The 14,215-nt window shown below is 40.0% G+C and carries 14 protein-coding genes and 1 riboswitch; of the genes, 4 read left to right on the forward strand and 10 right to left on the reverse strand.

Features of this window, described 5'->3' with window-relative positions:
* Window positions 1-19 precede the first annotated feature (19 nt).
* From ACS604_RS13505 to ACS604_RS13525, 5 genes are all read right to left on the reverse strand, one after another.
* Window positions 20-1,078: an SPOR domain-containing protein gene (locus ACS604_RS13505; protein ID WP_474771960.1), complete on the reverse strand. Its 1,059-nt coding sequence runs from the start codon at window positions 1,076-1,078 to the stop codon at window positions 20-22.
* Complete coding sequence (gene folC / locus ACS604_RS13510; protein ID WP_174744196.1) at window positions 1,069-2,355, reverse strand: bifunctional tetrahydrofolate synthase/dihydrofolate synthase; 1,287 nt, start codon at window positions 2,353-2,355, stop codon at window positions 1,069-1,071. Before folC ends, ACS604_RS13505 begins: the two co-directional genes overlap by 10 nt.
* Window positions 2,352-3,248, reverse strand: a complete 897-nt coding sequence (gene accD, locus ACS604_RS13515) for an acetyl-CoA carboxylase, carboxyltransferase subunit beta (RefSeq protein ID WP_004789171.1) — start codon at window positions 3,246-3,248, stop codon at window positions 2,352-2,354. The genes folC and accD overlap by 4 nt, the downstream gene beginning before the upstream one ends.
* Window positions 3,245-4,048, reverse strand: a complete 804-nt coding sequence (gene trpA / locus ACS604_RS13520) for a tryptophan synthase subunit alpha (RefSeq protein WP_474771961.1) — start codon at window positions 4,046-4,048, stop codon at window positions 3,245-3,247. Before trpA ends, accD begins: the two co-directional genes overlap by 4 nt.
* Window positions 4,049-4,294: 246 nt before the next feature.
* Window positions 4,295-5,344 carry an AraC family transcriptional regulator gene (locus tag ACS604_RS13525; RefSeq protein ID WP_474771962.1) on the reverse strand — a complete coding sequence of 350 codons (1,050 nt, stop codon included), beginning with the start codon at window positions 5,342-5,344 and terminating at the stop codon, window positions 4,295-4,297.
* A gap of 120 nt (window positions 5,345-5,464) precedes the next feature.
* Between ACS604_RS13525 and ACS604_RS13530 the strand changes: the two genes are divergently transcribed.
* Complete coding sequence (locus tag ACS604_RS13530) at window positions 5,465-6,340, forward strand: metal-dependent hydrolase (RefSeq protein ID WP_174739547.1); 876 nt, start codon at window positions 5,465-5,467, stop codon at window positions 6,338-6,340.
* Window positions 6,341-6,348: 8 nt separating this feature from the next.
* Here ACS604_RS13530 and ACS604_RS13535 read toward each other — a convergent pair whose 3' ends face one another.
* The 4 genes from ACS604_RS13535 to ACS604_RS13550 are packed head-to-tail and all read right to left on the reverse strand — an operon-like array spanning window position 6,349 to window position 9,777.
* Window positions 6,349-7,344, reverse strand: a complete 996-nt coding sequence (locus tag ACS604_RS13535) for a DUF2804 domain-containing protein (RefSeq protein WP_039762898.1) — start codon at window positions 7,342-7,344, stop codon at window positions 6,349-6,351.
* Between the two features lie 37 nt (window positions 7,345-7,381).
* Window positions 7,382-7,894 carry a DUF1543 domain-containing protein gene (locus ACS604_RS13540; protein ID WP_174739543.1) on the reverse strand — a complete coding sequence of 171 codons (513 nt, stop codon included), beginning with the start codon at window positions 7,892-7,894 and terminating at the stop codon, window positions 7,382-7,384.
* Window positions 7,895-7,904: 10 nt separating this feature from the next.
* Window positions 7,905-9,134 carry a tryptophan synthase subunit beta gene (trpB, locus tag ACS604_RS13545; protein ID WP_002116129.1) on the reverse strand — a complete coding sequence of 410 codons (1,230 nt, stop codon included), beginning with the start codon at window positions 9,132-9,134 and terminating at the stop codon, window positions 7,905-7,907.
* A complete protein-coding gene (locus ACS604_RS13550; RefSeq protein ID WP_474771963.1) occupies window positions 9,109-9,777 on the reverse strand; it encodes a phosphoribosylanthranilate isomerase in 669 nt (222 codons plus the stop codon). The genes trpB and ACS604_RS13550 overlap by 26 nt, the downstream gene beginning before the upstream one ends.
* Before the next feature lie 126 nt (window positions 9,778-9,903).
* Window positions 9,904-10,110, forward strand: a riboswitch (cobalamin riboswitch).
* Between the two features lie 24 nt (window positions 10,111-10,134).
* Here ACS604_RS13550 and ACS604_RS13555 point away from each other — a divergent pair.
* The 3 genes from ACS604_RS13555 (at window position 10,135) to ACS604_RS13565 (ending at window position 13,514) form a co-directional block, all read left to right on the forward strand.
* The gene (locus ACS604_RS13555; protein ID WP_474771964.1) at window positions 10,135-12,051 is read left to right on the forward strand and encodes a TonB-dependent receptor plug domain-containing protein; all 1,917 of its coding nucleotides are present in this window, start codon (window positions 10,135-10,137) and stop codon (window positions 12,049-12,051) included.
* Window positions 12,052-12,147: 96 nt separating this feature from the next.
* Complete coding sequence (locus tag ACS604_RS13560; protein WP_474771965.1) at window positions 12,148-12,726, forward strand: cob(I)yrinic acid a,c-diamide adenosyltransferase; 579 nt, start codon at window positions 12,148-12,150, stop codon at window positions 12,724-12,726.
* A 74-nt stretch (window positions 12,727-12,800) separates the two neighbouring features.
* Window positions 12,801-13,514 carry a glycerophosphodiester phosphodiesterase gene (locus ACS604_RS13565; protein ID WP_474771966.1) on the forward strand — a complete coding sequence of 238 codons (714 nt, stop codon included), beginning with the start codon at window positions 12,801-12,803 and terminating at the stop codon, window positions 13,512-13,514.
* A 27-nt stretch (window positions 13,515-13,541) separates the two neighbouring features.
* On the opposite strand, the gene ACS604_RS13570 is transcribed toward ACS604_RS13565, so the two are convergent.
* On the reverse strand, window positions 13,542-14,075 hold the full coding sequence (locus ACS604_RS13570) for an META domain-containing protein (protein WP_440202843.1): 534 nt from the start codon (window positions 14,073-14,075) through the stop codon (window positions 13,542-13,544).
* Window positions 14,076-14,215: the final 140 nt, after the last annotated feature.

Below are 14,215 nucleotides of genomic sequence, written 5' to 3' on the forward strand. Positions count from 1 at the left end.
GAGTAAACCTTAGATCAGATTAACGCTGATCTAATGGCACCCAATCAATGACCCAAGCCGATTTCATATTTAAACTTGAATCAGAAGTAATTTTCTTACGGGCCGCATCTGCTGTATCACGGTCTTTCGCAGGTCCAACCATAATACGGATTCCCTTACTAGTTTGGCTCGTAGTTACCTTATAGCCTTTAGCTCGTAATTTAGAAACAACTGCATCTGCATTTGCTTGGTTAGCAGCCAATGCAACTTGCACCATCCACTTTTTATCACCATTTTCCAGCAATTCACGCGCTTTTTCAGCCTCAGCTTTTTTATCAGCTTCTGCTTTACGCTTAGCCTCTGATGTTTTCTTATCAGCTTCTGCTTTGTGTTTCGCTTCAGTTGCTTTCTTATCGGCTTCTGCCTGACGCTTTGCTTCAGCTGCTTTCTTGTCAGCTTCTGCCTGACGTTTTGCTTCAGCTGCTTTTTTATCGGCTTCTGCTTGGCGCTTTGCTTCAGTTGCTTTCTTATCAGCTTCTGCCTGACGTTTTGCTTCAGCTGCTTTCTTATCAGCTTCCGCTTGGCGTTTTGCTTCAGCTGCTTTTTTGTCTGCATCTATTTTTGAAGTATCAGTTGTTTTATTTGCCACATTAGCTTGCTGGTTTTTAGCTTTCGCCTCACCTACTAACTCTGGTGGAATATTATCTGAACTTTCTTGAGCAGCTGTACGACGTGCATTAATCGCAGCGTACTCTGCTGCGGCTTTACGAGCAGCATCAGCTTCTGCTTGCTGTTGCATTGCTAAAAACTCAGCTGCACGTGCTTCTTGCTCAGCAACCGCTTTTTCACGCGAACGGCGCTGTTCTTCTAACAAACGCCTTTCTGTTTCAACATCAACCGCTAGAGGCTGTAGTTGTACCATTTGTCCTTCGGTTGCTTGCTTTGGCTTAGTTTGAGTTTTTGGCGATGTGGATGCGGGTGGCTGAACTTCAACCTGTTTTATTTCCTCATTTCCTTTTAGAAGTAATGCTGCCAATAAAACACCACCTCCCAGTAAAACAACACCACCCATCCAGCGTTGTTTGTTATTCATTGACATTCTTCCAAATACTCCCAAATCGCTTCTAAAGTATGAAACGAACCACAGGCCAAAATCAGCTGATTGTTATTTGTTTGCTCAAGCGCTGATTTAAAAGCCTCTTTGATATTGCCATATTGTTGTACTGTCTGGCCTTGCAAGGCATCATTGAGTTGCTGAATCGGTGCAGCACGCGGCACATTCAACTCAGCAATTTTCCAATGTAAAACAGTAGGTTTCAATAAATCGACTACTGATTTTATATCTTTATCTGCCAGCATTGAAAATACTGCGACAACTTCTGTGTACTGTTTATTGTATTCTAAGAAATTTCGCAATTGCTTTAACAAAAATTCAACACCATGTGGATTGTGTCCGGCATCAAAAATTACCGTTTTCCCCTCCACTTGACGCTGCTCAAAACGTCCTGCTAAACGTGCAGATTGAATACCTTTTTCTAATGCTGACTGAGAAATTTCAAGTCCACTATTTAAAATAGCGGCAACCGCTCCCGCAATATTTTCAATGGCTAAATGACCTAAGGGAAGCTTTAAAGTAGTTCCTTCAGAGGCAAAGTACCAGTTTTGTCCATCATCGGCGAGTTTATAAAAATAATCACGATTAACGGTATATAAGTCTGCTTGCGTACTTTCTGCTTTATCTTGGATTGCTTGAGGTAGAATTTGTTCACCGGCAAAGACAACCGGAATGTTTGGACGAATAATGCCTGCTTTTTCAAAAGCAATTTTTTCGATAGTATCGCCCAACCAGTCAGTATGATCTAGGCCAATATTAGTAATAACTGCAACGTCGGGATCAATTACATTGACGACATCTAAGCGTCCACCCAAACCAACTTCGAGCACCCATACATCACATTGCTGTTGTTTAAAAATGACAAAAGCAGCCAAAGTGGTTGCTTCAAAAAAAGATAAGCTTAAATCACAATCGCGACGAGCCTGATCGACTTGAACAAAAGCATCAATCAGACTTTGATCATCGACTTCAACTCCACCTAATTTGACTCGCTCATTAAAGCGATAGATATGCGGTGACTGATATAACCCAACTTTATAACCCTGTGCGTTTAATATCGCGGCCAGTGTGGTTGTAGTTGAGCCTTTACCATTCGTTCCGGCTACTGTAAAAACTTTAGCAGTAGGCTGAGTTACACCCAGCTTTTCTGCAACAGGAATTACACGTTCCAGACCAAGATCTATCCCTGTAACGTGAACATGGCTCCAATAATTGAGCCATGTATCTAAAGAGTCTATTGAAAGTGGAGCTTGTTGGTTCAAGGTAAGTTCATCAATTTCGATACAAGTCGAGATACAGTATCACGTAAAGCGTGACGATGAACAATCTGATCGATTACACCATGATCAAGCAAATATTCAGCACGTTGGAACGGTTCTTCTAGAGTTTCACGTACAGTCTGCTCAATTACACGTTTACCAGCAAAGCCAATCATCGCTTTAGGTTCAGCAATATGAATATCACCCAACATTGCTAAAGAAGCTGTTACACCGCCATATACAGGATGTGTTAACACCACGATATAAGGTAAACCTGCATCTTTTAACTTTTGGATCGCCGCTGAAGTACGTGCCATTTGCATAAGAGACAGCATGCCTTCTTGCATACGTGCACCACCAGAAGCTGCGAAACAGATCAATGGTTGACGTTTTTCAATAGCAAGTTCAGCAGCCTGAACAAAACGGTCGCCTACAACTGTACCCATAGAGCCGCCCATAAAGTCGAACTCAAAAGCACATGCAATCATATCTACGCCATTTAAATTACCTTGCATGGCAATTAAGGCTTCCGTTTCACCAGTTTTGGTTTGCGCTTCACGCATACGATCTGGATATGGCTTGGTATCGACAAACTTTAACGGATCTTTCGCGCTAAATTCTTGCCCTAATTCTACTACTACATTGTCGAAGAACCAGTTCAAACGATCACGAGCTTTCATACGTAAGTGTTCATCACACTGCGGACAAACATACGCATTGAAAGAGATTGCTGTACGTGTCACTAGAGCATGACATTCAGGGCATTCAATCGTTGGCTCAGTAAATGTTGCTTTGAGAATTTGTTGCTCATTTGCGACTTCAATACCTGGAACCGGACGTTTTGTCCATGGTGTCGAAGGGCTAAGAACTTTCCCTGATTTCACTTCTTGATTCATACTAACTCATCGAGCGCTGCTCGAAGCTCCTTGACTTTATTCACCGTCTGTTCAACAGCGTCATCCGCTGCCAACGTTGCAAAATTTTTAACGAAAGCACTACCTACAATCACCGCATCAGCAACACTACCCATTGCTTTTGCTGAAGCAGCATCACTAATACCAAAACCAACACCTACTGGAATATCAGTGGCATTTTTGATTTTTTGAATACGTGCAGCAGCTTCTGCCGTATCTAGTGTTGCGGCTCCTGTTACACCCTTAAGTGAAACATAGTAGATAAATCCACTTGCCTGATTTGCCACATGCTGAATGCGTTGGTCTGTAGAAGTTGGTGCGAGCAAGAAGATTTGATCCATATCATGTTGCTTCAACACAGCACCAAACTCTTTTGACTCTTCTGGCGGTAAATCCACCAGTAATAAGCCATCTACACCGCACTCTTTCGCATGAGAAACAAACTTCTCGTAACCAATCACTTCAACCGGATTCAGATAACCCATTAAAACAACAGGTGTATCCTGATCCTGTTCACGGAACTCCTTTACCATATGAAGAGCATCTAATGTGTTAGTCCCTGCCGCAAGCGCACGTTCAGCTGCAAGCGCAATTACTGGACCATCGGCCATTGGATCTGAAAATGGTAAACCAAGCTCAATGACATCTACTCCTGCTGCAACCATTTTATGAAGTAACGGAACTGTTACTTGCGGTTGTGGATCACCCGCCATGACATAAGATACAAGCGCTTTACGTTGTTGGGACTTAAGCTTTTCAAAACGAGTGGCAAGACGTGACATAGGGTTGTGCTTTCCTTGAATTATTTAAAATTGAGGAGTTGTTTGTAGAAATACAAGAACATCGCATTTTAACGCTATTTTTTGTCCATTGAACAGGTCTAACGTTATGGCGATATTCGATTGTATGATTCATACAACCCATGGCGTACATTTATCAATATTTTGAAACTTTTCTCAATGATCAAAGCTTCCTATTTTCGAGCCATTATTAGATCGTCATCTGAATAGAAAATCGCCACAGAAAGGCTATTTTATTGCATTTTTAGTTGTTAGCTGTAATTGTCTTTTTCTTGCTAATAGGGTTTGTCCTGTCAAATTTTTATGAGCACGTGCAAGTGCTGACTGGTCCGAATATCCCAATTGTTCAGCAATTAAAGTGAGGCTGGCATTTTGGTTAAGTAATATCTCACAGCGCTTCATACGCTCTGCATCTAAAATTAATTTAAATGAAGTGTTTAATGACTGTAGCTGGCGCTGCAAGCTTCGTACTGAAATATTCAACTCGGTGGCAATATCTTCTATTTTAGGGGCCTGCTGCCTTTGCTTAAAATATTCATGGACGATCCAATGTATTTGCTGAGCTAAATCTGTATGTATTTTACGCTGAGCTAATGCTTCTTCTGCCTGTTTCACTAAAAGTTGCATTAAGGTTGGGTCTGCATGCTGAGGACGAATACTTAGTCCCTCACTTGCAAAAGTTAATGCGTAGTAAGGTTTTTCAAATGATAATTTGCATTGAAAGAAACGCTGATAGTGCACTAACGGACCACGCGCACGGTGCACGAACTCAACTTGTTGCAAGAGAAAATCATGTAGTGGGGCTATCTGTTTAGCAAGCTGTACCATTGCTGCCAAGGTCAGTTCACAAAGTATGATATTGCTGTCATTAACCAATGGCCAATACAAACGAATTTTAGAAGCATCTTGCTCAATTTGCATAGGCACTACTTGCTCACCGTCAATTACCAGACGATGAAACTTCATAATATATTCAAGAACCTCTGCAAAACTGCCACTTCGGGATGCCATATAACCCAACACTCCAAAATTGGCAGGTGTAATGCAAGTGGCCATTTCCAAAGCTAAATTGGAAACTTGTAGCTGAGATTCGGTTAGCTCTAAAAGCTCAAGAAAAAAATTTAAAGATGATTGAGCATCAATAGACGAAGCTAAAATATTTTGAACTTGTCGGGCCTGAACATCCGTCAGATTTAATGCCTGCCAGTCCATTTCTCTTTCTTTTAAGTAAGTATTCCAAAGGTAAAAATACCCATTTGAAATCGTAAAATCTTGCATGGCTCATCCTTTTTTTACTGCCATCTTGTCGCAAACTGTATAAAAATTGGCAATAACTGTCAAAACAAAGCCGACCAGCCGCGACATACTAGTAAACAAGTTAGATGCGAGAAATAAAATATGAACGCACATGTTTCTTATCAAGTCGAGCCAGTGGTTCGTAAAGATCTAGATTTTCATTTAAACGAAGCGCCTCGCTTTTGGTTTAATAATGATCCTTTTTTGACTCGTATGTTTGATGCGCTCAGCTTAACCTTTCCGGATGGAGAGCGTTACTTTATCGAATGTGTTCGTATGTTCCGAGACAAAATTGATGACCCCGAACTACAAAAACGAGTTGCGGACTTTATTAAACAAGAAGCTCAACACGGTATTGCGCATGACAAAATGAATCAGCTCATGAAAGAGCAAGGTATGCCTGTTGACCAATTCACAGCTACACTGAAAAGAATTTTTCGTTTTGAACTCACCAAACGCTCACCGCAATACAATATTGCAATGACGGCAGCAGCTGAACATTTAACTGCATTAATGGCAGAAACGTTTTATAGCAATAAAAAAACTTTAGAAAATGCTCACCCCTATGTCCGAGCGCTGTTTGCGTGGCATGCCATTGAAGAGATGGAGCACCGCGATGTTGCTTTTGATGTCATGAAACAAGTAGGCGAAGTTCCTGAGTCGACTCGTCGTTTTGTATTGGTTCTTACAACAGTACTCATGTTTGGTTTTACTCTTTATCGCACCAATGTCATGTTGAAATGTGATGGCTTTAGTTCTAGAGAAAGACTATTAATGAGCCTTAAAGGCTTACCGTGGTTCTTTGGCAAAAATGGCACATTAACCGCTATGAAAAGCCAATATTTAGATTGGTTTAAAAAAGATTTTCATCCAAGTCAGCATCCGGTCATTCGTCAATATCCTGTTTGGATTGAAACACTTGAAAAAACTAATGACCCGATTGCGGCTGGTGAAGCATTCTGGCAAGCAGGTTTATAACCTGCTTGTTACCATTTTGCATAATGTTGTTCTAGTAAGCCGTATTGTTCATTGCAATTGATGATATCGGTTGCCTCATGCTCAATTGTGCCGCTAATTTTAGCTTGCCACTGATTGAACTGGCTGCCGATCATTCTTAAATTAATATTTTCGTATCGGCACCAACCAATATGCACTTGTAGATTAAGTTTTTGATCTAGAGAGCTAATTTGCCAAAGCTCATCATTTACTTTTTCAAATAAAACATCAGTCAGTGGAAATAAAACTCCGTTAATCCATAAGCAATTTTCATTACCAAAGCTTTCATTAACACCAGAAGCTAAATTTAAACCAATACGCCGCCCTTGCTCATCCCAGAAATTACATGAAAGCCAGAACCAAGCTGTTTCAGGTCGCAAAAAACCACAAGTATCATCTAGCGATGCAAATGTCTTTTCATCAAATTGTACGATTTGGTTTTGTTTATTAATAAACATCCCCTCTACAGCAAGCGTGGTCTGCTTTTGAGTATAGGTCCAACCATTGATACCTGTCGGCGTACATAAACTTAATATGTCTGTTCCAGCACAAAAAATTCGAGCGCTAAGTTGAATCTCACCATATTTCGTGACTCGAATGTACCGCACGCCATTGGCATGCTGAATATCAAACTGATAAGGAGATTTAGAAAAATAGCTTTGATTAAACAATGGCTGTTCATCAAGATAGGTTTTATGCCCCAAAGGCTGAATTGCATTCCACTCAATGACCTGCTGAGTTTCATGATCATAAATATAGAAAAAACCGTGCCCAACCCAGCCAATATCTGCAATGGCCAGACCAATACTATAGTGTTTATGTTGAATACCGCAGAATTTGAATTTTTTATATTTTAATTGCTTACGCCAGCCTTTTAAGACCTTACCATACGGCGTTTTATAAATATAATGTTGTACATGAATAGTGGACGGTACAGATTCAAAACGCCCATAACGAGGCTGTCCATTTTCTTGAATTAAATCCATTTACCCACTTCCGTATGAATATTAGATTTCAAATGACCTATACCACAGTCAAATACGTATTTTCCCAAATTGTTGCAGCAAAATCGCCTTTTATTAAATGAATATAGCGCCCTGCTACACAATCTATCGCTAAGCAGTCATCAATATCAATAACTCGATCTGTATGTGCTTTTTGCCACTGCCGATCTATAAATTGTTTACCTAATTGTTTGGCAACAACCGCATTGGGTGCAACCACAAACTCATAACGATGAAGCTCACCGAATTCACGCGCATCATATCCACCCAGATTAATTAAATATAATTTTAAATCATCTGGTTTGGGTGCTGCATCTGTAAAATGAATTTGATAATTTTGCCCTTGAGAGCTAACACCAGAAAGCTTGGCCCAAGCATCAATATGTAATCCTTGAGCCTCACCAAACCAAGCCTGTTTAAGTTGAGGATAAACTTCTTCTAAAGTATCTCCTACCGCCATGACTACATCATGAACTTCTGTATTAGCGCGGGCATGGCGCCCGCCCAACATCACCATAAACAAGCTTGGCATTATAGTTCTCTTACATCTCGACCATTTCTACGCCATCAATGCGTGCAACAGTCATTAAATCTTTATCACCGCGGCCTGAAACAGTCGCAATAATAATCTGATCTTTAGACATTGTTGGCGCAAGCTTAGAGACATAAGCCATCGCATGTGAGCTTTCAAGTGCAGGAATAATCCCTTCGATTTTGGTTAAATCACGGAAACCTTGCAAAGCTTCTGTATCATTAATCGGCACGTATTCTACGCGCTTCATATCTTTCAAGAAGCTATGTTCAGGACCAACACCCGGATAGTCAAGACCCGCCGAGATACTATGTGTCTCAATAATCTGACCTTGTTCATCACTCATCAAGTAAGTACGGTTACCATGCAATACACCCACATGACCTGCATTTAACGGCGCAGAATGCTTACCAGTTTCAATACCAAAACCAGCAGCTTCAACACCATACATTTTCACATTGGCATCATTTAAGAATGGATAGAACAAGCCCATTGCATTTGAACCGCCACCCACGCATGCAACTAATGCATCTGGTAAGCGACCTGCTTGCTCCAAGATCTGCTTGCGTGCTTCACGGCCAATAATCGACTGGAAGTCACGAACGAGTTGAGGATATGGATGTGGGCCTGCAACTGTACCAATCACATAGTACGTCGTATCAACATTGGTTACCCAGTCACGCATTGCTTCGTTCATGGCATCTTTCAATGTTTTAGAACCACTTTGCACAGGTACAACAGTCGCTCCCAATAAACGCATACGATAAACGTTCATGGCTTGGCGCTTAACATCTTCAGCACCCATATAAACAACACATTCAAGACCTAAACGTGCTGCAATTGTTGCAGTTGCTACGCCATGTTGCCCTGCACCAGTCTCAGCAATAATACGTTTTTTACCCGAAAGCTTTGCCAATAACGCTTGACCAATCGTGTTATTTACCTTGTGTGAGCCTGTATGGTTTAAGTCTTCACGTTTAAGATAAATTTGCGCACCACCTAACTCTTTTGACCATCGCTCAGCATAATAAAGTGGACTAGGACGACCTACATAGTAGGCTAGATCGCGGTCGAATTCTGCCAGAAACTGTTCATCATTTTTCATACGAGAATAGAGATTTTCTAAATCTTCTAATGCCGCCATGAGTGTTTCTGACACAAAACGTCCGCCATGGATACCGAAATGCCCTGCAGCATCTGGGTACTGTGTATAGTCAATCACATTGTTTTGCTGATCCACGTTGGACTCCTTGCATAAATCGTTCAATGAGTTGTTGGTCTTTTATACCTTTTGCGGACTCTACGCCTCCGCTCACATCTACTGCAAAAGCACCGGTAGTATGAATAGCGTCAATGACATTGTCAGGGGTTAAACCACCTGCCAAGATTAAAGGAATATCAAGTTTTGGAAATTTAGACCAGTCAAACTGATGCCCTGTGCCCCCTTTAAGCTCAGGATGCCACGCATCAAGCAATACAGCACTGGCACCAGCCGCTTGATATTTTTGAATTTCAGCAATTACATCTAAATCAGGTTTAACCTGAATCGCTTTATACCAGCGACGCTTACAATGGCGAGCTATTTCCTGACATTGTTCAGGAGTTTCATCGCCATGTAGTTGTAATACATCTAGGGGAACACAATCAAGTACATCCTGAATTTCAGTGGCACTTGCATTAACAAACAAACCAACCATTTGTACATAAGGTGGAATTACATTTGTAAATTCTTGAACCGCTGCAACTGTCACATGTCTAGGACTTGGCGGAAAAAAAACAAAACCGATCGCATCTGCTCCAGCAGCAACAACTGCCTGAATATCTTGAATGCGAGTAATTCCACAGATTTTTGCGCGTGTACGTTTTTGGTTTGATGGGCTCATGATCTGCCTAAACTACAACCATTTCTTAAAATAAGCGCCATTGTAATGCAATTTTTGCCCCTTGCGTAAAAGTTCTCTGGGAATTGGGCTAAATGACATTGTATGAAATAAATCGCCACTTTATACTGCGTAAAATTGGAAGCAAGTGTAAGCAATTAATGCTTTAGGGAAGCTGGTGAAAGTCCGGCACTGCCCCCGCAACGGTAACAATGTAAAGCATATTTTTTAAGTCGATATCGACTTACACCACTGCATTAATGTGGGAAGGTGAATATGTCCATAACATAAATATGGCGCTGAAGTCCGGAGACCTACTTGTTTCATCTATCTACCCGATCATTCACGTGGGGTGAATGTATGGAGCATGTTATGTCTAAGTCTTTTCAACCTACTCGTCTGGTAGGGGCTATCGCTATTGCGATGGGGTTTTCACCTGTTATTTTTGCTGAAGATACAACGAATGCAACTCAGCTTGATCCAATTGTAATCACTGCCTCAAAAAGTGCTGAAAAAGCCAGTGAAGTTCCAGCGCGTATTTCAGTGATTTCAAAAGAAGAAATTGAAAAAAATCCTATTTCAAATTTATCTAATATCTTACAAAAAGATGCATCTATTTATATCAAACAAAATGGTGGTCTTGGACAAGGCACTAATCTTTTGATTCGTGGTACAAATCCAAATCATGTACTGTTATTAAAAGATGGAGCGCGTCTAAATACTCCAAATACTCTTTCCCCAATCTATCCTGAACTTTTAGATACAACTAATCTTGACCGAATTGAAATCTTAAAAGGCCCTGCATCAGTTCAATATGGTACTGATGCGATTGGTGGTGTAATCCAAATGATTACATCTACACCTGAAAGAAATTCTGCATTCCTTACAGGTATTTATGGTGAAGATAATACGTATAAGGCCATTATTGGAACAGATTTAGTCAGTGATGCGGGATTCTTTGCTCAGATTCGTGGGCAAAGTATGGAAAGTGATGGAACACATATTTTCAACACACAACCAGACAATTTAAAAGCGGCCTATGATCAAAAAGGTTATAGCGCAAAATTAGGTTATGACAATAAGAATAATTTAAATACAAGTGTTGAAATTTCTCAAAATAAGGGCGCTAATAATTATTCAGACAATGGTGGCATAAGCAATACAGCTAAACGTGAGTTTGACAATCAGTTAGTCAGTACCAGAGTCGAATACAAACCGACATCTAATATCACTATCAATACAAGATATTCTAACTTTAAAGATACACAAGAGTATCGTGAATCATCACCTTATCATGCTGACACTAAACGCAATGAAGGTGATTTAAATGTTAAGTGGCAATTTACACAGGCACAAAATATCTTGGTTGGCGCAAGCATTGATAATACAGAGTATCAAGATGCCTCTATTTTAAATGGAAAGCAAGATATTGATTCTACCGGCTATTATCTACAACACCAGTATAAAACTGATAAAATCAGCACGCAATTAGGCGTACGCCTCGAAGATAATGAAAAATTTGGAACACATAATGTAGGACAAGGGGCTGTTCGTTATTTTGTATTACCGTCAACCAGTATCTATGCAAATATCGGAACAGCATTTAGAGCCCCTTCACTTACTGAATTGTATTATCACAGCGAAGCTGATTATGGTTCTTTTGGAATTTATCATACTTATGGCAATACTAATCTAAAACCAGAAGAAAGTACTTCATATGAAATTGGCTTAGATCATCAGTTTACTCCTGCATTAACAGCATATTTATCGGCATATAAAACAGACGTCAAAAATTTAATTGCATCAAATTCAAATTTTGATGTTGCAACCAATACAACGACAAGTACTTATGAAAATCTAAACAAAGCACAATTTTCTGGTGGTGAGGTTGGTTTTAAATGGAAACAAGATGATCTATTTTTATCAACTGAATATGCCTATGTAAAAACCGAAAATAAAGAAACTGGCTTAGAGATTGCTTATCGTCCTAAGCAAACCCTCACCTTAACTACAGGTTTAGAAAATACTGTTTACGGTGTTAGTGCTTCACTTATCGCCCGCTCTAACTCTAATGCTCAAAATAGTGCTAATCCACAAAAAGTCCCAGGCTATGCTACTATCGATTTAAATGCTTACTGGAATATCAATCCAAACGTTAAAGTATTTACTAATATCGAAAATGTGGGTGATTCTGAATATAAAACGGTTTACAACTCACGCAATTGGTATGTGAATGGTGGCCGCCAAGCTTCTGTTGGGGTCACTTTCCGTTATTAATATCTCCCTTTAATTATAAAAATATTTTCTTAACTCCAGTTTCGGGGTAATGTTCTGACCGACATTATCCCCTTTTTTATGTTCAGGATATCCATCATGGGACACCGTTTAAGCAAAATCTATACACGCACAGGCGACTCAGGCACAACAGGTTTAGGCGATGGCTCTCGTGTTGCTAAAGATGATTTACGAATTGCAGCACTTGGTGATGTCGATGAACTCAATGCCATTATTGGGGTACTTCGTGCTCAAATCACAGCTAGTCAAATGACCAACAAAGCCGATTGGGATAAAAGTCTCAGCCTTGTTCAGCATTGGCTTTTTGATTTAGGTGGAGAGGTTTGTATTCCAAACTACAATTTACTTGAGCCTGTTTGTATTGAGTTTCTTGAAAAAGAAATTGACCGTATGAATGAAGACTTACCAATGCTTAAAGAGTTTATTCTTCCATCAGGCTCTTTAACTTGTAGTTATGCCCATCAAGCCCGTGCCGTTTGTCGCCGCGCAGAACGATCTCTCCTGTCGGTACAAACACGTGATCAAAACATTCAAACCACGGCGCTCCAACTTTTAAATCGTCTATCTGACTGGTTGTTTGTTGCATCTCGTGCTTTACAACGTGCCGAAGGTGGACAAGAAGTGCTTTGGCAAAAAAATATTAATGAGATTATTTAAAAATAGATTAGATTAAACATGGTCTCTGCTCTTTTTAAAGAGACCATAGTCAAAATATTTCATAGAAGAAAATTATGCGCATTATTGGTCATCGTGGTGCACGCAAAGAAGCTCCTGAAAATACACTAGGTGGGTTTCAGCACATAAAAAATTTAGGTATTCGTGGTGTCGAATTTGATATTCGTCAGCTTCAAGACGAAGAGTTGGTCGTGATCCATGATGATAATTTTTTACGTACAGCCGGAGTCAACCAAATTGTTGAGCACTCTAATTTGGCTCAAGCATTATCATTTGATCATCGTCAAAACTGGCCTGACTGGCCAAATTCAGAACCAACACCCACTCTCACAGGCGTTTTAAACCTGCTTGATAACTTCGATCATATTGAAGTGGAAGTGAAAGCTGTAAGAGACATGGTTTTAGCAGAAAAAATTGTTCAAAAGCTTGAGACTGAATTACAAGGTTTTGAGAAAGTCGTCACCATCACAAGTTTTGATCTTCAGATTCTAACTGCCTTACGCGATATAAACTCTCAATTCAAACGTGGATTGTTAGTCGAACTTCCAGTTGGAGCAACAGCAATTGAACTCGCACATCAATATGGTTGTTGTCATATTGGCTGGCACGATCAACTCGCAACAGATGAAATGATTCAGCTTTCACAACAGGCCAACTTAAATATTAGTGTCTGGACAGTGAATGATGTCGAAAGAGCAAAAAGGCTGCGTGATTTAGATGTACAAGGGCTAATTACAGATATTCCAACCACGATGTTACAAGCTCTATAAATATAAAAAAGGTGGTAAAACCACCTTTTATTTCTTTTGCGCCTGAATAAGGCGTTGTCCACTCTGATCAAGCAGATATAGCGTATTACCTACGAGTTGGAAGCGTTGAATACGTTGCAAAGCATCTACCAGTTCTGCCTCTTGAGCCAAAGCTCCATCACAGCTTAAATGTCCTGCATTTACCTGCATGTCAAGTTTTTGCTGACTAAAATCAAATGTATAACGACCAAAAACTGCGTTACATCCAGTATGGCCTGATACTGTTTTGATAGCAGAATTTAAAGAGAGAGTTGGCCACTGTGTAAAGAATTTTGCCTTATGGCCACTGATCTGAGTAATCTGCCAATCAATATCTTGAATGCCATCAGGGCTCACTCTCTTTTTTACAACAGGCGATTGAACATGATGAACTGTTTTTTTTGTTTGAACTTTTTTTGTACTTTGATCGGGTGCACTTTGACATGCGGCTAATACAAGACTGATTGTGACCAAGATACACTTCAATGATAATTTCCTTGCAATATCAATGCTGTTCTTTTTTTTCAATCGTTGTACGTTCATTAAACAACTTCTCCTACTTGAAAAACTCTGTGACATAGTTTAATTCTGTTACCGTTCTTTCAATACATCTGTACAATAATGCTAGTGATTCTCACTAAGCACGTGCTAATATGAAGGATAGAATAGCAATATATCTTGAT

It is taken from the genome of Acinetobacter sp. Li1LvA2 (assembly GCF_056156705.1).

Bases quoted from the DNA above. Each gene is read 5' to 3' on its own strand.
- ACS604_RS13525 (WP_474771962.1), bottom strand. From the start codon at position 5,344: ATGCAAGATTTTACGATTTCAAATGGGTATTTTTACCTTTGGAATACT.
- trpA (WP_474771961.1), bottom strand. From the start codon at position 4,048: ATGTCACGTCTTGCCACTCGTTTTGAAAAGCTTAAGTCCCAACAACGT.
- accD (WP_004789171.1), bottom strand. From the start codon at position 3,248: ATGAATCAAGAAGTGAAATCAGGGAAAGTTCTTAGCCCTTCGACACCA.
- ACS604_RS13505 (WP_474771960.1), bottom strand. From the start codon at position 1,078: ATGTCAATGAATAACAAACAACGCTGGATGGGTGGTGTTGTTTTACTG.
- ACS604_RS13540 (WP_174739543.1), bottom strand. From the start codon at position 7,894: ATGCCAAGCTTGTTTATGGTGATGTTGGGCGGGCGCCATGCCCGCGCT.
- ACS604_RS13530 (WP_174739547.1), top strand. From the start codon at position 5,465: ATGAACGCACATGTTTCTTATCAAGTCGAGCCAGTGGTTCGTAAAGAT.
- ACS604_RS13560 (WP_474771965.1), top strand. From the start codon at position 12,148: ATGGGACACCGTTTAAGCAAAATCTATACACGCACAGGCGACTCAGGC.
- ACS604_RS13555 (WP_474771964.1), top strand. From the start codon at position 10,135: ATGGAGCATGTTATGTCTAAGTCTTTTCAACCTACTCGTCTGGTAGGG.
- ACS604_RS13570 (WP_440202843.1), bottom strand. From the start codon at position 14,075: ATGAACGTACAACGATTGAAAAAAAAGAACAGCATTGATATTGCAAGG.
- ACS604_RS13535 (WP_039762898.1), bottom strand. From the start codon at position 7,344: ATGGATTTAATTCAAGAAAATGGACAGCCTCGTTATGGGCGTTTTGAA.
- ACS604_RS13550 (WP_474771963.1), bottom strand. From the start codon at position 9,777: ATGAGCCCATCAAACCAAAAACGTACACGCGCAAAAATCTGTGGAATT.
- ACS604_RS13565 (WP_474771966.1), top strand. From the start codon at position 12,801: ATGCGCATTATTGGTCATCGTGGTGCACGCAAAGAAGCTCCTGAAAAT.